Source organism: Microbulbifer variabilis, assembly GCF_023716485.1.
GTDB lineage: Bacteria > Pseudomonadota > Gammaproteobacteria > Pseudomonadales > Cellvibrionaceae > Microbulbifer > Microbulbifer variabilis_B.
In genome coordinates this window covers 2666818-2691241 of sequence record NZ_CP092418.1, presented here as the reverse complement: position 1 = coordinate 2691241, position 24424 = coordinate 2666818, and the positions used below count along the sequence as shown (strand labels likewise).

The window sequence follows — 24424 nt, the reverse complement described above, 5'->3', positions numbered from 1 at the left end:
TGCGCGCTATGGACTACAGCGCAATAAACCGCGACGTGTTAGAAGCTCTGGAAAACGACCACAGCTTAAAGCTGGTTCGCAATGGCACTGGTGATAAAGAGGTCCTGCGGGGGGTTTGTCCAAAATGTGACAAGAAAACGCTATGGATCAAAGTTAATAAGCCGATCACCCTGCGTTGTGACCGCGAGGATAAATGTCAGTATCAAGAAAGGGTGCGGGATCGTTATCCCGACATTTTTGAAAATTTCTCCAAGCGTTACCCCTCAACGAATGAAGACCCCAAAGCGACAGCTAGGGCCTACTTATCTATTAAGCGTGGCTTTCCCTCTGCTGATATCGAAGACTGGTTTGAGCAAGGTTTTTACAAATTGCCGGACGGTACCTGGGCAGAAACAGTGCGCTTCTATCTTTACGACAGTAAGGAGAATTACTGGGAGCGCATTATTGATAATGCCCATGTGAAAACAGCGGGACGAAAGGCGCACTTTAAATCGGGAGGCAGCACTACGGATAAACACTGGGCACCACCTGGGCAAGTCATTAAGCCTATGGATAAAGTGTTTATTGTTGAGGGAATTTTCCATTGCATCGCTATGCACTTGGCAGGATATAAAGTGGTAAGTGCATTTTCCTGTACCGGTTTACCGAGAGAGTTAATTGAGAAAAATATCGGACAGGGCATTATCTGGCACTTGGCCTACGATGACGAACCGGGTGCGCGTAAGCACTTGGCTAAATATCGTAAGGAGTTGCAAGAAAAAGGCGAAACCGTTGAGGTAGCACTCACAGGTAGCAAAAAAGACTGGGATGACCTCTATAGAGAAAAAAAGCTCAATGATAAAACCATAGAACAATGCCTATGGCGGGGTCGTGTATTTGTGGCCGAGTCTCCCGCTGAAAAATCTACCATGCTTTACGCTTGGCAAAAGCGCCACTATCTGGTTTTTGACCATAAAAGCTGTCTATACAGTGCCAAGGTGAACGCAGATGTATTGGCAAAGAACCTCGACGGTGAAGAGTTTGACCACAATCAGCACAGCCGAGAATTTCTTTCAGCCACCAGTATCGAGAGTATTTCTAATTTCGTACCGGAATTTCTTTACGCTCTGGTAGACGACATCCTAGATGAGCGTCGCTACGTGTTTCGAGTGAGCTATACCAACGGTAATCCGCAGGGCCTCGTAGAATTGGAAGGGGGTCATATTGATACCCCCTCCAGTTTCCATAAAGCCATGCTGAACAATAGCTTGGGCGGAACTTTTGACGGCTCTGCTAAAGATCTAAAAATTCTGCGGGATCGATGGCTAAATCGCCGTATCACTGTAGTGAAATCCATTCCCTATATCGGATATGAGCCTCAAAGCGGCGTTTACGTCTATGGCGACTTTGGATATCACAAAGGCCGTAATTTAAAGCTGAATAAAGAAGGTTATTTGGAAGCGGCAGGCGTCGGTATCCGCACTAGCTTTCGTGGTTTCCGCCTGCACAGAGGCGAGCATAAACCGGGTTGGTTTAACAACTTCCTCACAGTGTTCCACTGGCAGGGACTGGCAACCTTGGCTTTTTGGTTGGGCTCCTTGTTCGTTCAGCAAATTCGCAGCCGTGATAAATCCTTCCCGTTTCTGGAAGTCACAGGGGAGCCGGGAGCAGGCAAGTCCACACTTTTAGAGTTTTGCTGGAAGCTGGTAGGGCGAGACAATCATGAAGGTATGGACCCAGCAAAGGGCTCTCCTGCCGGTCGCCGTCGTGCCTTCGCTCAGGTTAGTAATCTGCCTATCGTACTGATTGAGTCAGACCGAGGTGATGAAGGGGGTGATGCAAAGCATAAGCAATTTCAGTTTGACGAGCTGAAACCCCTGTTTGATGGACGTGGCCTGGGAACCCTCGGCGTTGCCAAGCGCGGTAACGATACTGAAGAAGCGATGTTCCAGGGGGCCCTGGTGATCGCGCAGAACGCTCGGGTAGAGGCATCGGAAGCCATCATTCAACGTATCGTTCACTGCCACTGTACCCGAGAGCACCACTCTCGTGAATCGGAACAGCTGGCCCGCTGGTTTAACCAGGTTACTTGTGAAGAAGTTGCCGGCTTTTTACCGGCTGCGCTGGGTAAAGAGCGTGAGATTCTTACAACTTATGAAAAGGCGTACGCTCACTACCGAGAGCGCTTCTATGACAAGGGTGGAATCAAAGCCAATCTTGGCCGCCTAATTCAAAACCATGCACAGATCATGGCTTGTGCTGTGGCACTTAAGCACGTTATTCCCCAAATCCAAGATGACATTCTGCGCGGCTTAGAAACTTATCTTTACCAAAGAGCACTGGACCGTCAGGGCCGAATTTCCAAGGACCATCCATTGGTAGAGCGTTTCTGGGAAATGTACGACTACCTAAACCTGCAGCACGATCCAAAAGCGCATAGCGAAGATGTTTTTATTGAAATTCTCAACCACAGCATCAACAAACAGCATGAGATCGCAATTAACTTTGCCCACTTTCAGGATGTGGCAAAGAAGCACGGCCAGGAGTTTCTCGAGTTCGCACGGCTGAAAAAACTGCTCGTGAACTCCCTGCAATACCCCTTCGTGGAGATGCGCAAGGTCAAGTCTCCAACCCTCAACAAAACCATGCATTGCTGGATTTTCAAGAAACCACGAAATGTCTAGACAGGCAGGTTCGCGTGCGCGCCCGCACGCATATAGGGAGGGTAAAGCAGATTTTGGCCGGGGTGTGCGGAATCGGGTAACCGAAGTAACCGCAGGGCCAAAAACGGCGGAAAGCTAGAGGTGTCAAGGCTTTCAGGCCATTAGAAAAAAGTAACTTTTAGGTAATTTTTAGGTAACTGAGAAGTAATTTCTGGTTACCAATAGAGCAAAAAATAAGCAAACAAAAAAGTTAGATAAATCAGAGGGTTAGAGCTGGTTACCTTTTTAGGTTACCTCCGGTTACCAAAAGTTACCCCAAAAAGTAACCACTCAAACCCAGTAGCCACGGGGCCTGTAGAGGATACGGAGTAAAAGTTACCTGTTTCCGCTACCCCCCCCTTTAAAAAATGGAAAGGACGATGAATCGCGCACTGACTGACAAAGAGAAGGACCGGATTTGGAAGTTGTTCTACAGCCTGACTACCGGTAACCGCGCACTGGTGGACTCTCGCAAGCTGGGCATGGTTGCCGCCGACCTTACAGCGCTGTGCTGTCATTTGGTTCAGCAGGACCCACAACAGGGTACGGCGGCGAAGAAGCTACTGCGGACACTGCTAAATGCCTACGAGCAGGAGGGTATTAAAACCGCCTGTAACCAAGTGATCAGTCACATAGATACCAATGCCAGCGAGATAGCTGCACTTGCCTCACCACATATCGAAATCACACGAGCCTTCCCGGTCGTAGGTGACGAAGATGAGTAATCCGTCATTGTTGAAGTTGGGAATAAATTGTTTGCCCGACCTAATCGCGACCGCCACAGACCCCCATAGCGAGGACCACCGCCGCAACTGCCTTGCCTGGTACCTGCTGTGTACCCGCACCCGCTACGAGATAGGGCAGTGGTTGAAGAAGCAGAGCAGGGGGATGGCCGAGGATATGCGCAGCCGTTTGAACCGGCTGAAACAACAGGTATGGGAAATGCGCAGGGAGGCCGAAGCGCTATGAGTCAGCGCGCCTTGAAGCTCTACCACACCGTCACCGAACACCAGGTCTATAACGCCTGGCTCAATAATGCCGAGATCAATAGTGCCTGCAGCTGGAAGCAGGTGGTGCGCGATGAATTGATATTTGGCTGTCTCTTCCGTGAGGCCGCTTACACCTATCGCGGGCAGCGCCCGCAACAATTTGCACCGTTCAACAGTGAGGAAACCGCTATGTCTAAAGAAGTCTTTTTACTCGATATCGCTGAAGCCCGGCGCGTACGCCTGGCACTGGCTTTGTGTCGCGAGCGTATCGCCTGCCCGGATACCACCACGGTAAGCAGGGAAGAAGCTGTTCAGGAACTGAGAGCCGCACAGGAAATTTTTCTGGAGCATGAAGCCCGTGCGGATCAATTGAAAGATTTAAACCGGGAGTTGGGAGGGGTGGCCAGTGCTTAGTTTAGTTGTAGGGGTTGTTCCCGCTCTGGAAGAAAAGTTCTCTCATATCATTCCTCGGTTTTCTGAACTTCGGGAAAAACTCAAAGCTGGCATTAAGTTAACCGAATCAGAAGGTAAGGAGTTTTCACTAATAACTCTTGAGTTGGCTTTCTTCACGGCCACTGCCTTTGATTTTGGGGAGCTTAAGCCCGCAGATCACAAATACAGCAGGATGTGCCCAGGGAAACAAAGTATTCACTAAGGAAGGTGATAAAAAATGACAGACGAACAAATGCAAGCCTACGAGCAAATAAGATCCATCGCAGAGAGAGCCAATTTTTTATTAAGCATTGGTGTCACAGCGGAGTTAGATGTTGAGGGTACGGACCTGGTTTTCCGTGCCTGTGTTGGTGATATGCGTTTACCTGTTTCGGGCACTACAAAGTTAACAGCAATAGAAAGGGGTAAGTCTTGGCTAGAGGATAAGGCAAAAGAAGATATAGGTAAGGTTTAGTAATATTTAATTGCAATTTCACTGGCTGCTGCTATCGCTTGTTCAGGTTTTGATCATAAAGTTTCGAGTAATTATCTGTTATCTGGCTACTTGTAATCCGTTGTAATAGGTGGGTGATAAAGAAGGTTTTCGTAGGTCAATTTTAAAGTCTGTATTTATGTGCTAATAGTATAAATGAGGTGGCGACATTTAAATTGTTACAGTAGAAACTTTAATGTCCCATATTGCTATTTGTAGGGGAGGATGAGCAAGCGTCTACGTATTTGTGTTTAATAAAAAAGGATAAAAAGAAGAAATGTCAAAAAAATACAGCGGATTAGAATGGACGGCATGGTTTCATGGGGGCTTTCAGCCTGGACTCATTGCTTTAGAAGATGATCAGTCAAAAATGGTTACTGTACCGGGTAACGTTTTACTCCTTACTTACACGGCTATCGGAACTAGTTTGGCCGCCCAGAGAGCAGTCTCTCTTTACAACGAAATAACTAGGGTTGGTCGTCCTTCATTGCGAAAGTTTGTTTTCGATGAGCACCAAAAAACTGTAAATTTCAAAACATTTTCTGGTAAAACTGAACCTAATCAGTTAGTGCAGTTTGAAATATCTCCTAAACAGGCTTTTCCTACAGAAACGGAGGGGGGTGGGACGGTTTACAATTATTCGCTGTCCGCAATAGATGCAACCTATGGGGCTAAAATGGGGGTACGAATGAAGGATGGAGGTAATCGGCTACATGGTTTAAATCATGATGGTTGTTATCTCGCTGATGTTCTTAATATCCTAGGGAGACTAAATGGGCCCCAAGTTTTGCACTTTCTTTGTTGTCGAGAACACGGTATTGAAGAGGGAGGGGACAATCCTTGCCGTACAGAGAGACTTCGTACAGCATAAGAGAAAGAGCTGTAGTTAGATTACTAGGTTGGGCTGACGATCTTTTATCGGTTTTTCCTCTCAATCTCCTCAACTAATTTTATATGTCCCAACACCAGCTCCCGCCCTCGGGAGCTGAGTTTCCGAAACTGCTTGACCAGCTCTGCCAATGATCCCCCCTCTGTCTCGTGAATACCCAAAGCCTCATTGGTGGAAATGCCCAAGGCATCACACCAAGCCGCCAGTAGCTCTACAGGGATTGTCTGCTGGCCCGCTTCCATCTTGGAAAGAGTATAGGCGGGGATACCTATTCGATTTGCTAAATCGCGGCCGGTGATTTCGGCACAGATACGGCATTCTCTCAATCGATTGGCAATGGAGATACGTCTGCGATGTATGTCGGAGAGTTTGGTTTTGTTCAATTTCTGTACGCCATATTTAAACCGCAAATTGGTTACAGAATGGTCAAATTATAGGAATCGTTGCGTTATTCGCAATCTTTTTATTAAAAGTTGCGATATTCGCAACACAAAATAAATCGGTTTGCTGATCGAAATTTTTGGTGGTAAAAAGTTCTTCACATTTCCTTTTTGGGGAAATTAAATCCTATTTTTTTCTGGTTAGCTTTAGATGGAGTTTGAGAGCATGGCCAAGGACAACGTGATACATCTACCGGCTTCCTTTTTGATGCGTTTAGAAAGAGGGCGCGTGAATTTTGTTGATCAGATTTCTGATGTTCGTTTAGCGTTAGAGGTTTTTGGGGGAGAGGCTTCTCCAGAAGCCCGAGTGGCAGCACTAAATATAATTGATAAAGAATTGATGCGAATCCAGGAGCAGCTGGAAAGCGATTTAGAATGCTTGCCAGGATCTCTAGGCCTTGAGCCTAATTAGGAGCTATCTGCCAATTGGAATAACTTTTCGCGTTCTGCAGTGGGTATGGACTTTAAGAGGTTAATCAGCAGAGCGCTTCTATCCAGAGCTGAAGGCGATATTGAATGCTTAAAGCTCAGGTCCATGACGAAAGTGTGGCCACAGTGTTTAATATTCTTACAAGCGCAGTAGAGTTGTGAGAGTTTAGGGTCCACTTCATTACGGCTTGTGATCACCGATTTACTACCGCATTTGATGCAATTAATTTGCATGTCTTCCCCAAAGTCTTTGATAAAAACTGCATCCATTTTACTATCCTGGTGTTATAAGTACATTAAAAGGTGTGAATAATGCACTTTTTGGTTTAGCTATGTACAAACTCCGGCTTATCAAACCCAATCCTTTTCCCCTTAGGCAGCCACTCATTCAGCTGCATAAAAACATCCTGCATCGGCAGCACTTCGTTCTCGTAATATGCCCGAGAGATTTTTTCGATATCTCCAAAGCCGCCGGAATTTTCGGGCATCACGCCAGCCAGGGCGGGCTGGATACGCCACATACTGAGTACGTCGTTGCGGGTGAGGTTCTTGATTCGCTCGAACTCGTCTTTGGTGGCGATGTCTCCAACCGGGATAATCTGTACCCCTTTCTCTTTGCCGTCGGGAATATTCAGGTACATAGAACGGAAGTTGCCCACGCCCTTGCTGTCCTGGATTTTCGCCTTAATGGCTTTTTCGTCCTCTTCGGAAAGCTTGCTGTCGGTGGTGTAGAAGATATAGCCCATGTGCGCGCCGTTGTTGTAGTACTTGCGCCGGAATAGGGTGCTGTCCTCATTGAGCAGCACCGACTGTACGCCGCCCAGGTATTGAGGCCTGCCGTATATCTGCTGGGTGGGGTCGTATTCCTTAAGCTGGATCACTTCACCAGGTGCAAACACGATGGGGTCGCCGGTCGGACGCAACATGCAGAAGCGGTCTTTCTCTTTCATTCGACGCATATTGAGCGCGGGTAGGTGTTGCAAGCGCAGGATATGGTCGAAGCGGTTATAGATTTTCTGGAAGTAGGCATGGCCAAATACCGAGTGATCAAAACCTGCATTCGCCAGGCATTCGGGCTTGAGCGTGTTGGAGGCTTTGAACCACTGACGCAACCTATTGCGCTTAAAGTAGGGGATAGTGCCGTGGTGGGCGTTGGCTCCTAACAGGTTGGCCAGACCGCTTTGGCTCACTGGAGGCACATAGTAGTCGCCACTGGGCTCTAGGAAGGTGCCCAGGTAATTCCCCCAGCTGCCACTCAGGACGGGCTCAGGATCGCCAAAGCTAAATAGGGTAGGGCTACTGCGGTTTGGTTCCGCAGACAGGGCTTTGGCCTTGCTTGAGGCCTGCGAGTATTTGCCATTAGTAAAATGCTTTCGTTTGCGTCCCATGGATTGGTCCCGTTAGTTACTGGCAAAGGCCACAGAGGATTTACGCTGCTTGCGGTTGAGGGGTTCGTTACTGAGGCCGTGCATAATGGCCCAGGCCACATCCGCGTGGCCGGTGGCGCTCTTGCGGTTGGCGGCGTAGGTGATGTGGTCGCCGCTGGTGGTGGTTTGGTGAATCTGCAAAAAGGCCTGGGGAATATCAGTGTGCTCCGCATCCCATTCGATGCGCTGGCTCTCAACCACATCCTGGGTTTTTAATACCAGGTTGGTTTTGGTTTCTAGGCCGTAGTGGATCGGGGTTACGCGGGGGTAAAACTCCTTGACCATCTCGACGACACCGTGGCCGGGGCCGGTGCAGTCGATGCCGATAAACTGCACATTGTATTTTTCGGTTAGCTCCTTAATGCGGTTGGCCTGGTACTGCCAGGCGCAATTACGCATCACAATCTTTTCCAGCACCCGAAATTTACCGCCCTCTTTAAGCGGGGGCGCCAGTACCACAATGGCGGCACCGTCGATACTGCGTGAGGGATCGTAGCCAATCCAAACCGGGTGATTTCCGTAGGGTCGCTGGTTATTTACCTTGTAATCTTTCCAGGCAGAATCAGCATCAACAGCGGCCGAGAGTAGGTCCTCCAATTTAAAGACGGAAAGCCCCGCCTCCATAAAAGCGCACATATATTTGTTATTGAAAGCCGCCTTGCTGTTTTCAATCTTGAGCGCCTCAAGATCAAATAGGTCACAGCCTTGCTCCCCGGCATCGATCACGGTAACAATATTTCGCCATATTCTGTCAGGCCCTAGCTTTCCATGTTTAAGAGCGGCATGGCTTAAATCAAAATCAGCTCTCTTTTTTGCGTTATCGTTGTAAACCTTGCCGCTCCACATGTCATAGGCACTATGGCTTTTTATTGACGGCACGGAGAAATATGTGCGGCGCCACTTTTTGTGGGAGGCCATACCTGATGCTAGTTCGTTGGTGCGCTCAAAGTCGGGAATCCAAAATACCTCATCCGCATAGAAATGGCCGTGATAGCCCTGTGCGGTACGGCCATTAGTGGATACAAAACGCAACTCTGCGCCGTTGGATAATTCAATAAAATCAGCGCCTTTTAACTCAATATCGAAATATTCGCGGGCAAATTTAATGATATAGGCTTTAAATATCTCGGCTTGGTTGCGGCTTGCGGAAAGGAATACCTGGTTATCCCCACTAATTACTGCATCTTCGAAGGCTTCCCAGGCAAAATAGTAGGTAGCGCCTATCTGGCGGGATTTCAGAATAAAGCGGGTGCGCTCGCTTTTGTGGTCGTGCCAGCGGTGCTGATATTCATAAAATAGTTCTTTGCGGATCTTTTCCAGCTGTTCTGGGGTAATCTCGCTAATATCGTTTTTGGCTTTCTTCTTTTTGCTTTTCCCGTTTCCGCTCTCGCTACGGGAGGCCACCGCTTTTTCTTTGGCTGCGCGGGCTTTCTTAACATCGATACCCGCCAGCTTATCCAGAAGGTTACTAAGACGGTCTATTTCTGTGAAATCTTCCTTAGTCTTGTTTGGCTTTTCTATCAGCACAATAAGACGGCGGGTGGTGGCTTGCTCTACGGTTTCATGCTGCAGCATCTCTTCCCAGTGGCCTTTCTCCGCCCACTGGTAAACCACCCGTGCATTATTCAGGTTTAGCTGTTCTGCAATTTCCCGCGCAGAGAGTCTACGCAACCACATTAGCTTTGCAGCTGTTTTTATTTCTTCAGAGTACTTTGCCATGCGCCGCAGTGTACGGAAGAAATTGCCAGGAAAAACGCGGGTTAATTCCTATAAATTCCTGTTTTTCATAAAGCGGAATTTACAGGAATTTAGCGCGTTGTTCGGTGTGGGGAATGCTTTTAATCTTCGTGCTGTCGATGTGGCAAGGGCCACAAATTAATAAATAGGAATCTAGTTAGTGGGCGAAAAATGGCACGAAACCTAAAAACCGGTTGGGTAACACTGGCTACAAGTGGGTCAGTAGTTGATGGCAGTGATGATGGCCGCTATATAAAAAAGGAATGGCTAGAAGATATGGCAGAGACCTACAACACCAAGGTCTTTACCGCAAAACTCTGGCCGGAACATCGTCGCTACTATAGCGGTGGTACCGTTTTAGCCTTAAAGGTAGAGCCCGCTACCGAACCGGAACTAAAAGGTGAAATCCAGCTGTTCGGCATTATCTCCCCCGATGATTGGCTGGTGAGTGCCAATAGATCGGGAGAGTACACCTTTCCCTCCATTGAAGTCGGAAAGAATTATCGCGGTACAGACAAGTTCTATTTGAGAGGCTTGGGCGTTACTGACAGTCCTGCTAGTGCAGGTATTCAAGAGCTGAATTTTTCAAGTAAAGACGGCGATCAGTCGGCGTGTGTATTTGGCGGCCATCAATTCAATCTGTCCGAAAACCTAGAAAAAGATAACACCCTCTATAACCGCATTTTCGGTCGCAAAGATTCCAAATCACCAGAACAGGACAGTGAAGCCATGAAAGACGATCAATTTTCTCAGCTGCTGGGGGCTATCAATTCCCAAGGCGAAACCATGAAAGAGCTAGCAAAAAACTTTAGTGCCAGCGGAGCGGCTGGAGATAACCAAACGGATTCCGAAGAGACAGGTTCTGACGGCGAAGAAAAGGGCACCGTGAGTGTAAAGGAATTTAATACGCTTCAGAGTCAGTTTAACAAGCTGGATAAAGAGTTTAAAGCCGCGATCAATACCGAGAAACCCGGCACTAGAACCCCCGAGGGCACAGGCGGTACCGAAGAAGAAATTATTTAAGCCCGCACGCGCAGTAAACCTAAACAACCTTATTATTTTTTTTGAGTGCAATTCTATGCGTAATGATACCCGGCTTAAATTTGCTTCTTTGGCTAGCGGTATGGCAAAGACTTATGGCGTGGAAATGGTTGATAAAACATTTTCGGCATCGCCTTCCGTCGAACAGAAGCTACAGGACAAAATTGTCGAGTCCTCCAGCTTCCTGCAGCGGATCAATGTTATTGGAGTCGATGAACTTAAGGGCGAGAAAATATTCGGCTCTGCGACTGGGTTAGTGGGTAAGCGAACCAACACCACCAATAACGACCGCCAAACCAGTGATCCGTTGGGCCTGGACCCGTTTGGCTATGAATGCGTAAAAACGGAATACGATGTTCATATTCTGTATCAGACCCTGGATGCTTGGGCAAAATTCAAAAACTTCAATGGCAAGTTTATGGACTATGTGCGCAAGGCGATTGCCCATGCGCGTATTAAACAGGGCTTTTATGGCACTCATAGAGCAGCAGAGACAAACCCCAGCACCTCTCCCAATGGTGAAGACGTTAACAAAGGCTGGTTCCAAAAATTGCGTGAATATAACGCAGGTGCGCAGATGCTCACCGAAGGCGGTACGGTAGGGCAAATCCGCTTGGGTCCAGGTGGCGATTACGAAAACCTGGATGCAATGGTCCATGACGTACTGCAGTTAGTTGCTGAACCGCACCGTGATGGCGAGGACCTGGTGGCCCTAATTGGCCGTGATCTACTCGCTCAGGACAAAGCACAGCTGTATACCGCACAAGGTCAAAACCCGACCGAAAAAGAACGTGTCGAGAATAGCGCGGTAACGCGTACTTACGGTGGTCTGTTATCTCACCCGGTTCCGTTCTTTCCAGTGCGTGGCTTAATGATTACCAGCTGGGATAACTTAAGCCTGTATTACCAATCCGGCGCAGTACGCCAAAAGATCGAAGATAACGCCAAGCGCGACCGTGTGGAGCATTACAACACCATGAACGAAGACTACGTGGTGGAAACACTGGATAAAGCGGCGGGTATCGAATTTGCCAATGTGAAATTGCCAGATGGCAACGGCGGTTGGCAGTAATTCGTTCTTACTGACTAATCAAATTTTTAAATCACCAATAGGCGCAGTGGGCTTCCCCTGGCCACCGTAATTTTGCGAATGGCCAGGGGCTTTTTAACAGCGCCTCACTGAAAAATTATAAGGGAATCGCTATGAGTCTCGCGTTGCGTCACAAAAAGAAATGCTTGGCTAATGCACAAAGCAAAATTTCTGCAGAAGCAGCAGAACAGACACCGGAAGTGGTCACTCAATCGAACCGTGATGAATACGCCCGCGAACTGTCCGAACAGAGTTTAGAGCATGATTTAAAACTGCTTTCAGAGCGCACAGATATTGCCGAAAAAATTGACTTTAAGCGGGCACTATTGCCTAAGTATTTGCCCCGTGTTCGTCAATATATGGAAAGCGGTGCGCATTATCAGAATCCGATCCTGGTGTACTGCGTTATCTGGCTAATTGATGTTGGCGATATAGAGCAGGCCTTGGCACTGGCCAACTATGCCATTGAGCAGCAGCAATCGATGCCCGAGCGATTCAAGCGAGATTTACCCACCTATGTTGCCGAAGAGTTACACGATTGGGCGGATCGTGAATACAAAGCTCAGCGTTCCCCATTCCCTTATTTTTCTGAAGTAGTGGAAGCGGTGCAATCTCAGCGCTGGCCGGTCATCAATATTATTGTATTGAGCAAAATCTATAAATTGGCGGGCTTACTCTATGACCAGGAAGAAGACTTTGCCAAAGCGGTGTACTGGTATGAGAGGGCCGAATAGGTGAATGATAAAGCCGGAGTTAAAACCCGCTTGGAAATGGCCAAAAAAAGACTGTAACAGTTCCTCCCACGGCACGGGCCAGTGGGGCGCCTGTCGCCCTGAGCGGTCAGACAAACCACTCGGCGCCGTGTTTTTATTCACTGCTGATTGAGATTACCCATGAGCTTTACCGGCAAGTCTGAAAGCTATCTGGAAACCACTTTAGAGAACAACGGTTTTTTCCCTGATCTCTCTTTAGGGGATCTGCAACGGCTTTACCGGGTGCCGACGGAGTATCACCAGGAAAAGGTGGAGCATCATTTGCGTTTGGCCATGCTCGATGTCAACGACGATTTACTCGAACAGCAAGAGGCCTGGCAAACCGAGGGCCATGAGAACTTGATGAACGTCTCAGACAAAACCATCGGTGGTGAAAATATTTTAGTAGAGCATTACCGCCGCGCGGTTTTTTGCCGCGCTACGGCAAGTCTCTTTCAGGAGTTCGCGACGATTAATCGTAGAGAAGTTGGTGAGCATCAGGTCAAAGAATCAGACAGCACCGCCCAGCAGTACCAAGCACAGGCAGACCGCGCATTACGCAGTCTACGCGGTGTAAAAACCAATATCACGGTGGAGCTTTTGTAATGGCTCTGGAAAAACTGCGCGCAATAACAGGCTTTTTGTTGGGCGCTAACTTAGTCTCCTGCGAGCAGTTAGACAGCTGGATGGAAGACGGCAAGCTGGAAACCACCAGCAAAAACCTGGGCAATGGGATTTGTATTTGCCGGCTCCGCTATGACGCGGTGATTAGTATTGAGCGCTTTGCCGAATCGCCGGAACTACTTTTTGCCTTGGTCACTGCCTGGGTACAGGACCAGGACGCGGAGCGCGTTATTCAGGAATTGCCCGATCCGGAAATTGAAATCGATGTAATTAATGAGCACAAGGCCGATGTAGAAATTCGTATCGCCTTTTATGAGGATATCCAATTAGTGCCCGATGATAACGGGGTAATTCCCTACAACGGGCGGCAGTGGTCTATCGCCACGGTGGGCATTGATGAGCCTAACCAGGTAGGGGTGGGGGATAGCCAGTCACAGCCAACGGATGCGCCTTTTGTCCGTAAAGATTGATATTACCGGGCACTTGGAAGTGAAAAAGCAACTGCAACTATTGCAGCTGCCCGCCGCCAAACGTCGCCGCCTACTGGGGCAGGTGGGGCGCAAGGTGCGTACCTACTCCCGCAAGCGTTTGCGCGATCAGCGGGATTTAAATGGCCAGCCCTGGCAGGCGCGTAAAAAAGGTAAGCGAAAAATGCTGCGGGGCCTGAGTAAAAAAATGCGCAGCAAGGCCACGCCAGAAAAAGCGGTGATTGATTTTAAAGACTCGGTGACCGCTGGTATTGCCTATAAACACCAGCATGGCGTGACCGAGCACTGGAACGCACAAAAGGCGGAAAAGGTTTACGGCCAGCCGGACTACGACGCCCCGGCAACGCGGGCACAGGCCAAAGCCTTGCGCAAAGAGGGTTACAAAATTCGGCGGGTCAACGGGCGCGGTTGGAAACAGACCAGCCTCAAATGGGTAACAGAGAATTTATCGGTCGGCCAAGCCGGGGTTATTTTGCGCAGTATGCGCAAAGCTCCAGAAAAACCGAGCTGGGTTATTCCATTGCCGGACCGGAGTTTTCTTGGTGTGACTCAGAAAGAAGTCGAAGAGCTGGCCACCACAATTATTGACCAAACATTGGAAAGGTCTTAACGGACCAAAGAGGGCGATCAAATGGCGCTAGGAAAAGTTGCAGTAAACAATCTCAATCAAGCCCAGGGCAGCACGCCAGAAATTGAGCGTAAGGCGCTATTTATTGGCGAAGGCGCCACCAATACCGGGCAACTGATTTCCCTAAACAGCCAAAGCGATATTGATACCCTGTTGGGTGAAGACAGTAGTGAAATTCGCGATAACGTGCTGGCGGCTCAGTTAAACGGTGGCCAGAACTGGCAGGCCTGGGCGGCACCTCAGACGAATGGTTACGACTGGACCGAAGTGGTTGATTCAGCAATGGCCACGGTTAGCCCGGAAATAATTGCCCTGTGTACCCCGGCCACCACTAGCGCCGAACTGACCGCAATGTACACCAAAGCCGAAAGCCTACGCACCAGCTTGGCTCGTCGGGTGATTGTTTTAACGGCTACTCCCGGTATCGATGCTGACTCGCAAACCTGGAGCGATTACGAGGCTGCACAAGCGGCAATTACCAACGGGGTTGCTGCATATCGTGTTGGGGTGGTTCCGCAATTACACAGAAATAATCTCGGTGTTTTGGCGGGGCGCTTGTGTAGGCACGAAGTGAGTATTGCCGATAGCCCTATGCGAGTTGCCACAGGCCCCTTGATTGGCCTTGGAGACATCCCCGTCGATAGCGCCGGTACTGAATTAAAGGGCGCAACACTGGAAACCTTGGATGCGGCACGGCTCTCGGTACCACAGACTTACCCGGATTATCCAGGCACCTATTGGGGTGATTGTAATTTGCTGGATATACCAGGTGGCGACTACCAGGTAATAGAGCATTTGCGCGTAGTGGATAAGGCTGCGCGAGCGGTGCGACTCCTAGCTATTGCAAAAATTGCTAATCGCTCCCTGAACTCTACCCCGGCCAGTATCAATGCCAATAAAACCGATTTAATGCGCCCTCTGCGGGAGATGAGTTACAGCACAGTTTTTACTGGCCAACATTTCCCCGGAGAGATCAAGCCACCAACAGATGACAGTATCACCATAGTGTGGGCCAGTCATTCGGCAGTTGAAATCTACATCAAAGTACAACCTTTCAATTCACCCAAGGCAATCACCGCCAATATTATTTTGGATGTGAGCGGCAGTTAATCCCATTGGGTTTTTACGTAATTTATTAATTGGGGAGCCTTCGCTATGAGTCAGAAACTCAGCGGAAAAGATGTCGATGTGATGATCGGCAGCATGTTAGTCCATGTGGAAAAGTTCACGGTCAGTATTGAGGATGCGACCGGACCAGCGATGACGCGCGGTGTGCCGGATGGTTGGATATCTGGTGAGAAAAAAGCCTCGGGGGAAATTGAGGTGGACACCAATAACCTGATGACCATTTTAGATGCGGCAAAGGGTGCCGGTAGTTTTAGTGCGCTGGAGCCGTTCGATATTGTCAGCAGTGCAGCAACCTCCAATATGGAATTTAAGGTGGAGGCCTTCGGCTGCAAATTGCGCATTAGTGATTTGTTGGATGCTGCCGGCAATGGTGGTGAAAAACTCAAACACAAATTGCCCTACGACGTGACCAGCCGTGACTTTGTGCGGATTAACGGTATCCCCTATATCGATGCGAGCGAAACGGAAAACTTTATTTAAGGAATAGGGCAAGGGTATGCCGGATGATTTGGACCGCGCCTCGATACTGGAGCAGGAGCAGCGACAAAGAGCACTGCAGGCACAACGCCAGCGCAGTAACTTTGAACAGCCGAGCTTAACCCAGTGCGAGGACTGCGACGGGGATATTCCCAAGGAGCGCCAGGCGTTTGGCGGCGTGACTCGCTGTGTGGAGTGTCAGACCGAGTTTGAAAAATGGGGGCGCTGATGAAACGGCCGCGATACGGAAAGTTGCAAAGTGCGTTAATCAAAAAAGGCTACCGGTTTTTTGATGAGGGTGATTACAACCTAAATTTGATCGGTATTCGCAGTGCGGACCATAGCGCTAATTCTTTTAATGATTATTTAGCAGTGGCCTGGCGCTTTGACGGTATACCTCACTGCCTGGTGTTTTCGGCCACCACCGATCCCGGCACCTTTTGGCGAGAGAATCCCATCAACCTGAATGGCACCGCAATTTTAGTGCCTGGGCAGTATCCGGGTTTGTGGCAACTGGGATTGCACCAGGGCAAGTACCGCGCACTGGTACAGCGCAGGTCTGTACGGGTTTACCGAGATAACAACCGCGATGCGGTGATTAACCAGGACGCACCGATTGATGACGGACTATTCGGGATTAATTGCCATAGGGCCAGCGCAAGCCACACCAGCCAGCTTGTCGACAAGTGGAGTGCGGGTTGCCAAGTGTTGGCCGATCCGTTCGATTTTTCTCTACTGATGGCGCTGTGTGAGCGGGCTGCGGAAAACTGGGGTAGCACTTTTACCTATACGCTCATCGAGGAGGGGGACTTGTGAAACTGAAAGAAATTCTCAAAGCCGCTGGTGGTATGACACTCGATATTTTCGCCCCCGGTGCTCGGCAAATAATTAACGCCGTATTACCGCGAGACAAACAGCTGCCGCCGTCGGCCACCGGTATTGAAGCCAAACAATCTGTACGGGCATTGCCTCCGGAACAGCGCGCCAGTCTGTTGGAGCGCCAGGTGGATCTACAGATAGCCCAGGAGGAGGGCTGGACTAGTCGCTATCGGGCCATGTGTCAGGCAGACGGGCAGAGCAGTCGTGCACAGATTGCGCTGATGATGGCCAAGGTTCTGTGTTTTGAAATCCTCGCATTTACTTTGTGGGCGTTTGTGTACCCGGAGCAAATGCAAAGCCCGGTTTTATGGACGGTATTCGGCACCCTTACTGGCGTACCCGCAACCCTGCTGGGTAAATATTTTGGCGAACTGCGCAGAGAGCAGAACAAACGGCAGGAGTCCATGGGCGCGTCGCCGTCCGCCGGGTTGGTGGGTGGGATTGTGCGGGCATTGGGCGCGAAAGCCGGGGGCCAGTAATGGGGTATCTCACCGAACAACAGGCGGAAGAGCTGGCACGCAAGGCAGCACACCAGGCGGTTGAAGAGGTTTTAGAAAAAATGGGTTTTGATATCGACAATGTGCTGGAAATACAAAAAGACCAGGCACATATTCGCCAACAGCGCAAAGCGACTGAACAAATGGGCGTTTGGACACGGCGTATTTTATAGGAATTTTTATCACCTCGCTCTGCGCTAATGCGTGGACTGGGTTTCTTTCCGGGCTAAAAGGCTCAAATTAAAAAAGGGTTTACCAATGGCGGATATTACTAAAGCAGTTGAAGACGGTTCAGTAGAAGACAGTAATACACAAACTATTAAATTGATCATTGCTGGAGAGGAATTTTCTTTTCTGGTCACTCGTGCGGACTACAACAAATATGTTAATAGCCTTGTTCCCAACAGCAAGGTGGCGCCCTCGCATAATTTTCTGGTGGCTACAGTTAGCGACGAAGGAAAGACTTCGCTTCTGAATATTTTAAGTTCTTCTCCAGGATCTGAAATAGCAATCACTGGGGAAGTGCTTGCAGAGTATATGCCGGACTTGGCCATTACTGTAAAAAAGCCCAAGAAGAAGCAAAACAAATAGAAGAGAACGGCTACGACCAGCTGTGTCTATTAGTCGCCCGGTATTTTCCGGGGGCTCCGGCAACGGAGGAAAATATGGGGCGCGCGCTCTACCTGGAGCAGCGCGAGTGTAAGAACCTGGAGATGGCAGTAGCCAACGGTATAGCCCACGCATTAAACGGCAAATAGTGGAGAGCAAATGTCCTCGCGTCTGGAAAAATTATTATTTTCTGTGAGTTTGATCGATAAGGCCTCTGGCCCTGCGGGCAAAATTGCCTCACAGATCGATCAGCTCAACCAGCGCGCCACGGCAGGTTTTACCCAGGTAGGGGTGGGGGCTGCGGGGCTGTTTGCGACGGGTTATGCGTTGAAGTCCGTTCTAGGGCCCGCTATAGAAATGGACCGGGCAATAGGTGAGGTTAAAAGCCTTGGGGTTGCCGACGCGGCTTTACAGAAATTGGAGAAAACTGCCCTCCGTTTTTCTGTGAAATATGGTGAGAGCGCAACGGAGTTTGTGCGCGCTTCTTACGATATTCAAAGTGCAATTTCTGGTTTAAACGGCAGTGAGCTTTCCACGTTTACCGAAACCGGCGGTATCTTGGCTAAAGCTACGAAGTCGAATGTAGCCACGATTACAGACTATATGGGCACCATGTACGGCATTTTTGAAAAAGATGCTACACGCATGGGTAATGCCAATTGGGTGCAACGACTTGCCGAGCAAACCGCGACTGCTGTTGCGGCATTTAAAACAGACGGCAATAAAATGGCTTCGGCCTTTTCGACCTTGGGTGCAGATGCAACGGCAGCTGGCATTTCTATGACAGAACAGATGGCAGTTCTTGGCAGTTTGCAAGCAACCATGAGCGGCAGCGAATCCGGCACTAAATACCGGGCATTCCTAAAAGGCGTTGGTAAAGCCCAAGATGAGCTTGGACTTAAATTTACCGACAGCCAGGGCCGTATGTTGCCGATGCTGGATATTCTCGAAAAGTTGCAAGGCCGCTATGGCGGTGGAGAACTGACCGTAGCGCAAGGCGATGAGCTTAAGAAGGCCTTCGGCACCCAGGAGGCGGTGGGATTAATAAATCAGCTCCTGCCGAAAACCGACGAGTTGCGCAGCAAAATAGATCTGATTGGTAATGTTCAGGGCATGAGCAATGCAACGCAGATGGCCCAGAAAATGGTAGATCCCTGGCAACAGATGGGGGCGTCTGCCAGCGCAGTTCATACGCAATTTGGCCGCATGATCCAGCCGGTATTGTTACCAGTGCTTGAGATGATGGTGGCTGCCGGTGAGGCCGTAATGGCCTGGATGGACAATCACAAAACCCTATCCAAGGTGATTGCGGTCGGCACTTTAGTGATATTCGGCCTGGTAGCCGCTGTAAGCGCCTTCGCCATGGTGCAAGGCTTGGCCTCGCTCGCCATGGCCGGCTGGAATGGTGCGCTGCTGGTGAGCGCTGCCGGCGCGCGTATCTGGCGTTTTACTTTGGTGGCTGCCCAAGCCACCTGGTTTCTTTTCCAGATGGCGGTCTATGGTGGCGTGGCAATATTTAGCGCTTTGCGAAGTGCCTTTATGGCCTCTACGGCCGCTACCTGGCTATTTAATGCCGCATTACTGGCAAACCCTATCACCTGGATAGTATTGGCTGTGGTGGCCCTAGTGGCTGCTGTAGTGGGCCTGATAGTGTACTGGGATGAGTTGATGGCCTGGTTTAGCAATACCACACCGCTGAAACTACTGGGTAAGTCTCTCGACTGGCTGATCGATAAGCTCAACATGATTCCGGGAGTCAATATTGGCGGTGGTGGTGAAGTGAAAATCACCGAAAAAATAGAGCAAGAGCGGGAGGCCATGCACCAAGCCTCGGCTGGTATTTCACAGAGCCGTCCCGGCGCTGTGCCCTCTGGTGGGCTGTTGCAGCAGGTTAACCAGGCAACGACCAATAATCGCGGTACCCATGTCGAAGCCATAAACGTACACACCACGGGTAGTGTGAGCGGTTATCAGCTGGCCGATGAGTTGGCTATGGCGGGGGGATAATGAGCGATTTTGAAGACCTGCTTATTAGTGATGACCGCGACCTTACCTTAGACGCTGGCGGTTTTCCGGTGTTTTGTTCTGGCCGTGTGAGTATCGGCCAGGATATTAAACACAGAATTTTAGAAAGCGGTTTAGCCTTGCAATTAATCGGCGAACGCGACCCGCGCAAAATCGCTCGTATTAAAAATCAGATTTTATTGTTAGTGGATACGGATGAACGTATCCGCCCAGGTACGGCCAAGCTAACGCCCTCTGATGCTAGTAATGAAACTTACTGGTTGAGGGCAACAACCATGAAATACGGTGAAATAGGGGTCAGTCTATGACGGATAAAGACCGCGAACAGTTTGAGCAGTTGGCGATTGATGCAGGTATCCCCACCAGTGAGTCGAGTCTAAATGTTCATTTAAAAAAGATCACTGATGAATCCAACTTAATTATTAATAATGACAGTGATGTTTCGCCTTTCTGGCGTTTTGTACAAGCTGCTATTAGTAAGCCGGTTTTGTGGTTGGTTAATTTTATGATTGACCATGTGCTGGCGCAGGCCTTTGTTAAAACTGCAACTGGGCCTTTTTTAGTATGGCATGCTTGGGCGGTAGGCCTGGAAAAGAAAAGTGCAGTATATGCAAAAGGGAATCTACAGTTTTCTCGTACTGACACCAGTGTGGCGCTAACCATTGAAGCGGGTACGGTCATTCATAGTACGTTGATTAATGGCAAAACTTATTCGGTGGAGACAACCGAAGAGGTTTTATTGAGTCCCGGTGAGAAGGTAGTGCTTGTACCGGTGAAAGCGTTAGAGACAGGCGAAGGGTACAACCTGGGGGCGGGCTATTATGTACGCCTTGCGGTGCCGCTGGCAGGAGTGACTGTTACCAACCTGGAAGATTGGCTGACGATACCTGGTGCGGATATCGAAAGCGATGACGAGCTGCGCTTACGCACGCGCAATCAGTATACGGCGATTAATCAATGGCACACGGATGCCTCGTATACGGCTATTATCGCTGGCTTTTCTGGACTGAATACAGAAAATATTTTTTTTGAACACAATGCCCCACGTGGCCCTGGTACGGCCAATGCTTATGTGATGCTAGATATTGGCAATCCCTCTGAGGAGTTTATTGCCAGCATCCAGTATGAAATTACTGATAAGGGCAACCATGGCCATGGTGATGATTTGATGGTTAAAGCCATGCCGGAAACTGACTACAGTATTGAATGTAGTTTGTGGTTTGTGGCCAACACCAGTGAGGCGGAAAAAAAAGGCCTGATCAAAAGTGTAGGTAATTTTATTCGTGCAGCCTTCCGAGAAAATATTGATTACTCCCCAACTCTAGTATACCCCTGGTCTTTATTTGGCTTTTCGCAGTTATCACGGGAAATACAAGAGCAGTTTCCACAGATTAGTAATATATATTTTAACCATGCGCAGATCACTAGCACGATGGACTTGCCACGTTTGGGGAATTTGACTGTTGCTGAGGCTGAATCTTGAAAATCACTTTACCTTCTTGGGCTAACCGCGGAGAAGTTGCAAAACTCGGAGTGATGTTAGAGCGCTGGTGGGCCTATGTCACCAGTTGGTTAGAGTGGCCTATTGAAGAAATGGATCCGGATACTTGTGGGCTTTCCGCGTTAAATCTATTGGCCTGGCAGCGTAATGTCACTCGTTTTGATAGGGAGCCTATAGAGCTTTATCGGTTGCGGGTTAAATATGCCTATGTCAATACGGTGGATGCGGGAAGCGTAGCTGGTATTCAACGTATATTTGATCGCTTGGGTGTGGGTTATGTAGAGGTAATAGAGCGAGATCCTAACAGGGATTGGGATGTAATTATCCTGCAACTGAGTGATGCACAGTTAAGCCATAATCAAGATTTATTAAGGCTGTTATTACAAAAATATGGCCGTACCTGTCGGCGCTATGAGTTTAAATTGATTTCCCCGGTTGGTCTGGGCATTTCCGTGCATGAAATTGATCATGCGTGGTATTTCGACGCAGCAAGTTGAGGCGATAACAATGAGTATAGGGATATTAACCAACGCAGGCCGCACACTCTTTGCGCAAAAAGCTGCTGCGGGTGAGAAGCTGACTATCGACCGCTTTTTGTTGGCGAATATACCAGGCCTGGATTCTGCGGCAGCGCCGGACCCAGAAGAAAATTTGCCGGATATTGCCTACCGTGAGGCAGAGCGATCTATTACCCGGCAGGGGTATGTCTCAGCGGATAAGGTGGTTTACTCGTTGTATTTGGGTACCGAAGAGGGGGATTTCTCCTTTAACTGGGTTGGCCTTTTGGCTGAAGACGATACGCTGATTGCTGTACGTTATATCGATACCATTTCCAAATATAAAACAACCGGTATCAATGTCGGCAATAGCCTAACCCGCAATTTTATGGTTACTTATACCGATGCCCAGGCGATCACAAATGTTACGGTAGACGCAAGTACTTGGCAGCTTTCATTTGATCAAGCCACTGAGTTAAAGATAGGAATGTCGCAGATTGCCAATGCGCAGGAAGTGGAGGTGGGTGATGATGATCAGAAGTTTGTTACCTCTGCCAAATTGGCCGGAAGCAAAAGATTGCCACGTAGCTTTGACACGCTTACAGAACTGTTGTCTGTTCAAAACCTGAAGGTTGGCCAAAAAGTTATTTTATTGAGCCGCAATATTGATGGGGACTCTGGCGGAAATACATATAAAGTGGTTGAGCCCGGAACAGGGGTTCACGATAACGGCAAATTTATCGATCACCCAAACTCTAATGTACAGTTAATGGGAATATTCCCCGGTGGCAAGGTATTTGCCGAGCAGTTCGGGGCCGTAGCGGGGACAGATTGCTATGTGTCCATACAGGCGGGTATTGACTATCTCTTTGCCCTTGGGGGCGGTAATTTATTATTTGCCAGCTCTGGCAATATGAAACTTAGCCAGTCGCTTGAGCTGAGGTCGAATGTATCTCTCACCACATATGCCAATACCGGCTTGGAGACTACCGGCTTAAATATTTCTGCGATTCGTCTGACCGGGAGCCTTGAGGATGATATTGAGGTGACTTCTGAGGCAAGCCCAGGCGAGAGCACAATTAATGCTGCCACAATGTCTCTGAGTCCTAATGATTGGGTACGTATTAGCTCTATTATTAATGCTAATAGCCCCGATGCGGGACAGTTTCAGTTAGGCAGGAATCCTGGTAATCATTCTTACTTGTCCGAATTCGCCCGAGTTGAAAGCATTATCAACGCCGTCAAGTTTTCAGTTTATGAACCCATTAACTTTCCCTATGCGATAACACCAGGCCCACATAGTGCAAGCTTTGCCATCAATAGTTCGGTTGTCAGGAAGGTCAATTTTGTAGAAAACTGCAGAATTCATGGTTTTCGAATTTCAGGAGATCCGGGCTCTTCCTGGGCCTTAGTTTTGGCGCGATTTGCTAAAGACTTGGTGATATCTAATTGTGTTATCGATTGTGTGGATAGCGTAGCGAATAACATTCGGCTGGAGTACTGCCTGGACTGCAATATTACCGAACGCTCAAGAATTATTGGTAAAAAGACATCGGTGCCTTCTGGCTCAACGGCAAACCCGATAATTATGGCCAGTTGCCAAAATTGCAAGGTGACGGGAAGATCTGTTATTGAGTTTGGCAATCAGTCTGTCGATGTTACGACAGAGCTTGAGGATCAGAGTAGGGGCGGACCATCTTTATTTTGTGGTGCAGAAGATTGCACATCTACGATGGCGTCCACTGAAGGGTTTACCAGTCACGACGGAAATTATTTTTCAATATTTAAGAATTTAATTGTGACTGGTAGTGATCGTGGAATCCGTATTAGATCTTTTGGTGATACGGTTTCCGGATGTGTGCTGATGTCGAATTATCCGCTGTCTGGTATTGGTGTACACATCCAAGAGGCAGCTTGCTTAAATTCACAAGTCTATGATAACACCGTGAAAGGGTATCTGTTCCCTATAAGCTGGGATCTGACCTATACCGACTATTACCCGTTAGCACGAATCAATAACAATCTTTGCGATATTTACCATAACAGCGTAACCAATGGGCAAAAATGTTTTATTGCTTCGCCGCCAACGCCGACGAATATATTGTTTTCCCCAGTATTTAGGGATAATAAAATAACAGGCTGCGGGATCGGGGTTGGTTCTTATGCTAATGGTGCATCAGTTAGTGACAATGTGGTCGTTGGTGGGTCAATTTATTTTGGATTGGATATTCAAAGTTTGTCACTGGGTCCCAATACGGTAAAAAAACCTACTGGTGCTTGTGTTCAAGGCCCTTCAATCAATAATTTTATTACCGATATGGCGACCTTTCCGGAGGGGAATGCAGAAGCCTATTTAACCCTGGGTCCTGTCTTTACTGATGACCCGAAAAACACGCCATCATCTGGGATTATTCGGGATGAATCCGCCTTTCTTCAGGGTGAGACACCCACGAATTATTCACTTCAGTATGGCGCCTTACTGACTCGACAGCCGGTTAATGGCACTCGGGATTTGCATGAGTGGCAGGACAGCGCCGGTATAAAAAGATTGGGCGTTAGTGTAGTTGGAAAGCTCACCGGAACCACGGCGGAATCTGTGCGTGATGCCATCGCTAATGCTTCAGATATAGATGAGTTTAAATCTGCGATGGCTGAATTATTTCATTAATGT

The 24424-nt window shown here is 48.7% G+C and carries 31 protein-coding genes; 27 read left to right on the top strand and 4 right to left on the bottom strand.

Annotated elements, in window-relative coordinates:
* The first annotated feature begins 8 nt into the window (after positions 1-8).
* The 7 genes from MJO52_RS11920 to MJO52_RS11890 all read left to right on the top strand — a co-directional run bounded on the left by MJO52_RS11920 (position 9) and on the right by MJO52_RS11890 (position 5466).
* Positions 9-2663 carry a hypothetical protein gene (locus tag MJO52_RS11920; RefSeq protein WP_252081883.1) on the top strand — a complete coding sequence of 885 codons (2655 nt, stop codon included), beginning with the start codon at positions 9-11 and terminating at the stop codon, positions 2661-2663.
* A gap of 398 nt (positions 2664-3061) precedes the next feature.
* Entirely contained in the window at positions 3062-3406 is a 345-nt protein-coding gene (locus MJO52_RS11915; protein ID WP_252081882.1) for a hypothetical protein, read from the top strand.
* A complete protein-coding gene (locus MJO52_RS11910; protein WP_252081881.1) occupies positions 3399-3650 on the top strand; it encodes a hypothetical protein in 252 nt (83 codons plus the stop codon). Before MJO52_RS11915 ends, MJO52_RS11910 begins: the two co-directional genes overlap by 8 nt.
* Positions 3647-4084 (top strand): hypothetical protein, encoded by a 438-nt coding sequence (locus tag MJO52_RS11905; protein ID WP_252081880.1) that lies wholly within the window; start codon positions 3647-3649, stop codon positions 4082-4084. Before MJO52_RS11910 ends, MJO52_RS11905 begins: the two co-directional genes overlap by 4 nt.
* A complete protein-coding gene (locus tag MJO52_RS11900; RefSeq protein WP_252081879.1) occupies positions 4077-4325 on the top strand; it encodes a hypothetical protein in 249 nt (82 codons plus the stop codon). The genes MJO52_RS11905 and MJO52_RS11900 overlap by 8 nt, the downstream gene beginning before the upstream one ends.
* Before the next feature lie 15 nt (positions 4326-4340).
* Positions 4341-4577 (top strand): hypothetical protein, encoded by a 237-nt coding sequence (locus tag MJO52_RS11895; protein WP_252081878.1) that lies wholly within the window; start codon positions 4341-4343, stop codon positions 4575-4577.
* Between the two features lie 295 nt (positions 4578-4872).
* On the top strand, positions 4873-5466 hold the full coding sequence (locus MJO52_RS11890) for a putative adhesin (RefSeq protein WP_252081877.1): 594 nt from the start codon (positions 4873-4875) through the stop codon (positions 5464-5466).
* A gap of 44 nt (positions 5467-5510) precedes the next feature.
* On the opposite strand, the gene MJO52_RS11885 is transcribed toward MJO52_RS11890, so the two are convergent.
* Complete coding sequence (locus MJO52_RS11885) at positions 5511-5867, bottom strand: helix-turn-helix domain-containing protein (protein WP_252081876.1); 357 nt, start codon at positions 5865-5867, stop codon at positions 5511-5513.
* A 223-nt stretch (positions 5868-6090) separates the two neighbouring features.
* Between MJO52_RS11885 and MJO52_RS11880 the strand changes: the two genes are divergently transcribed.
* Positions 6091-6336 carry a hypothetical protein gene (locus tag MJO52_RS11880; RefSeq protein ID WP_252081875.1) on the top strand — a complete coding sequence of 82 codons (246 nt, stop codon included), beginning with the start codon at positions 6091-6093 and terminating at the stop codon, positions 6334-6336.
* Here the strand turns inward: MJO52_RS11880 and MJO52_RS11875 are convergent.
* The 3 genes from MJO52_RS11875 to MJO52_RS11865 are packed head-to-tail and all read right to left on the bottom strand — an operon-like array spanning position 6333 to position 9499.
* Positions 6333-6623, bottom strand: a complete 291-nt coding sequence (locus MJO52_RS11875; RefSeq protein WP_252081874.1) for an ogr/Delta-like zinc finger family protein — start codon at positions 6621-6623, stop codon at positions 6333-6335. The genes MJO52_RS11880 and MJO52_RS11875 overlap by 4 nt on opposite strands.
* Before the next feature lie 56 nt (positions 6624-6679).
* Complete coding sequence (locus MJO52_RS11870) at positions 6680-7741, bottom strand: phage portal protein (RefSeq protein WP_252081873.1); 1062 nt, start codon at positions 7739-7741, stop codon at positions 6680-6682.
* Positions 7742-7753: 12 nt separating this feature from the next.
* Complete coding sequence (locus MJO52_RS11865; protein ID WP_252081872.1) at positions 7754-9499, bottom strand: terminase large subunit domain-containing protein; 1746 nt, start codon at positions 9497-9499, stop codon at positions 7754-7756.
* A 189-nt stretch (positions 9500-9688) separates the two neighbouring features.
* Between MJO52_RS11865 and MJO52_RS11860 the strand changes: the two genes are divergently transcribed.
* From MJO52_RS11860 to MJO52_RS11775, 19 genes are all read left to right on the top strand, one after another.
* Entirely contained in the window at positions 9689-10540 is an 852-nt protein-coding gene (locus tag MJO52_RS11860; RefSeq protein WP_252081871.1) for a GPO family capsid scaffolding protein, read from the top strand.
* 55 nt (positions 10541-10595) lie between these two features.
* Positions 10596-11630: a phage major capsid protein, P2 family gene (locus MJO52_RS11855; protein ID WP_252081870.1), complete on the top strand. Its 1035-nt coding sequence runs from the start codon at positions 10596-10598 to the stop codon at positions 11628-11630.
* 131 nt (positions 11631-11761) lie between these two features.
* On the top strand, positions 11762-12382 hold the full coding sequence (gene gpM, locus MJO52_RS11850) for a phage terminase small subunit (RefSeq protein ID WP_252081869.1): 621 nt from the start codon (positions 11762-11764) through the stop codon (positions 12380-12382).
* Between the two features lie 159 nt (positions 12383-12541).
* Positions 12542-13006: a head completion/stabilization protein gene (locus MJO52_RS11845; RefSeq protein ID WP_252081868.1), complete on the top strand. Its 465-nt coding sequence runs from the start codon at positions 12542-12544 to the stop codon at positions 13004-13006.
* Positions 13006-13494, top strand: a complete 489-nt coding sequence (locus tag MJO52_RS11840; RefSeq protein ID WP_252081867.1) for a phage tail protein — start codon at positions 13006-13008, stop codon at positions 13492-13494. Before MJO52_RS11845 ends, MJO52_RS11840 begins: the two co-directional genes overlap by 1 nt.
* Complete coding sequence (locus MJO52_RS11835) at positions 13478-14122, top strand: phage virion morphogenesis protein (protein WP_252081866.1); 645 nt, start codon at positions 13478-13480, stop codon at positions 14120-14122. Before MJO52_RS11840 ends, MJO52_RS11835 begins: the two co-directional genes overlap by 17 nt.
* A 21-nt stretch (positions 14123-14143) precedes the next feature.
* Positions 14144-15250 (top strand): DUF2586 domain-containing protein, encoded by a 1107-nt coding sequence (locus MJO52_RS11830; RefSeq protein WP_252081865.1) that lies wholly within the window; start codon positions 14144-14146, stop codon positions 15248-15250.
* A gap of 45 nt (positions 15251-15295) precedes the next feature.
* Positions 15296-15748 (top strand): phage protein, encoded by a 453-nt coding sequence (locus tag MJO52_RS11825; RefSeq protein ID WP_252081864.1) that lies wholly within the window; start codon positions 15296-15298, stop codon positions 15746-15748.
* Positions 15749-15764: 16 nt separating this feature from the next.
* A complete protein-coding gene (locus MJO52_RS11820; protein ID WP_252081863.1) occupies positions 15765-15974 on the top strand; it encodes a TraR/DksA C4-type zinc finger protein in 210 nt (69 codons plus the stop codon).
* On the top strand, positions 15974-16561 hold the full coding sequence (locus MJO52_RS11815; protein WP_252081862.1) for a hypothetical protein: 588 nt from the start codon (positions 15974-15976) through the stop codon (positions 16559-16561). The genes MJO52_RS11820 and MJO52_RS11815 overlap by 1 nt, the downstream gene beginning before the upstream one ends.
* Positions 16558-17103, top strand: a complete 546-nt coding sequence (locus MJO52_RS11810; protein ID WP_252081861.1) for a hypothetical protein — start codon at positions 16558-16560, stop codon at positions 17101-17103. The genes MJO52_RS11815 and MJO52_RS11810 overlap by 4 nt, the downstream gene beginning before the upstream one ends.
* Complete coding sequence (locus MJO52_RS11805; protein ID WP_252081860.1) at positions 17103-17294, top strand: hypothetical protein; 192 nt, start codon at positions 17103-17105, stop codon at positions 17292-17294. The genes MJO52_RS11810 and MJO52_RS11805 overlap by 1 nt, the downstream gene beginning before the upstream one ends.
* 85 nt (positions 17295-17379) lie before the next feature.
* Positions 17380-17712 (top strand): putative phage tail assembly chaperone, encoded by a 333-nt coding sequence (locus MJO52_RS11800; protein ID WP_252081859.1) that lies wholly within the window; start codon positions 17380-17382, stop codon positions 17710-17712.
* Positions 17709-17879 (top strand): DUF6890 family protein, encoded by a 171-nt coding sequence (locus tag MJO52_RS21565; protein WP_435583644.1) that lies wholly within the window; start codon positions 17709-17711, stop codon positions 17877-17879. Before MJO52_RS11800 ends, MJO52_RS21565 begins: the two co-directional genes overlap by 4 nt.
* Before the next feature lie 10 nt (positions 17880-17889).
* Positions 17890-19737, top strand: coding sequence for a phage tail tape measure protein (locus tag MJO52_RS11795; RefSeq protein WP_252081858.1), 1848 nt, complete (start codon positions 17890-17892; stop codon positions 19735-19737).
* On the top strand, positions 19737-20063 hold the full coding sequence (locus MJO52_RS11790) for a DUF2590 family protein (protein WP_252081857.1): 327 nt from the start codon (positions 19737-19739) through the stop codon (positions 20061-20063). The genes MJO52_RS11795 and MJO52_RS11790 overlap by 1 nt, the downstream gene beginning before the upstream one ends.
* Positions 20060-21238, top strand: coding sequence for a baseplate J/gp47 family protein (locus tag MJO52_RS11785; RefSeq protein WP_252081856.1), 1179 nt, complete (start codon positions 20060-20062; stop codon positions 21236-21238). The genes MJO52_RS11790 and MJO52_RS11785 overlap by 4 nt, the downstream gene beginning before the upstream one ends.
* Positions 21235-21753 carry a phage tail protein gene (locus MJO52_RS11780; protein ID WP_252081855.1) on the top strand — a complete coding sequence of 173 codons (519 nt, stop codon included), beginning with the start codon at positions 21235-21237 and terminating at the stop codon, positions 21751-21753. Before MJO52_RS11785 ends, MJO52_RS11780 begins: the two co-directional genes overlap by 4 nt.
* Positions 21713-24421 (top strand): phage tail-collar fiber domain-containing protein, encoded by a 2709-nt coding sequence (locus MJO52_RS11775; protein WP_252081854.1) that lies wholly within the window; start codon positions 21713-21715, stop codon positions 24419-24421. Before MJO52_RS11780 ends, MJO52_RS11775 begins: the two co-directional genes overlap by 41 nt.
* Positions 24422-24424 lie beyond the last annotated feature (3 nt).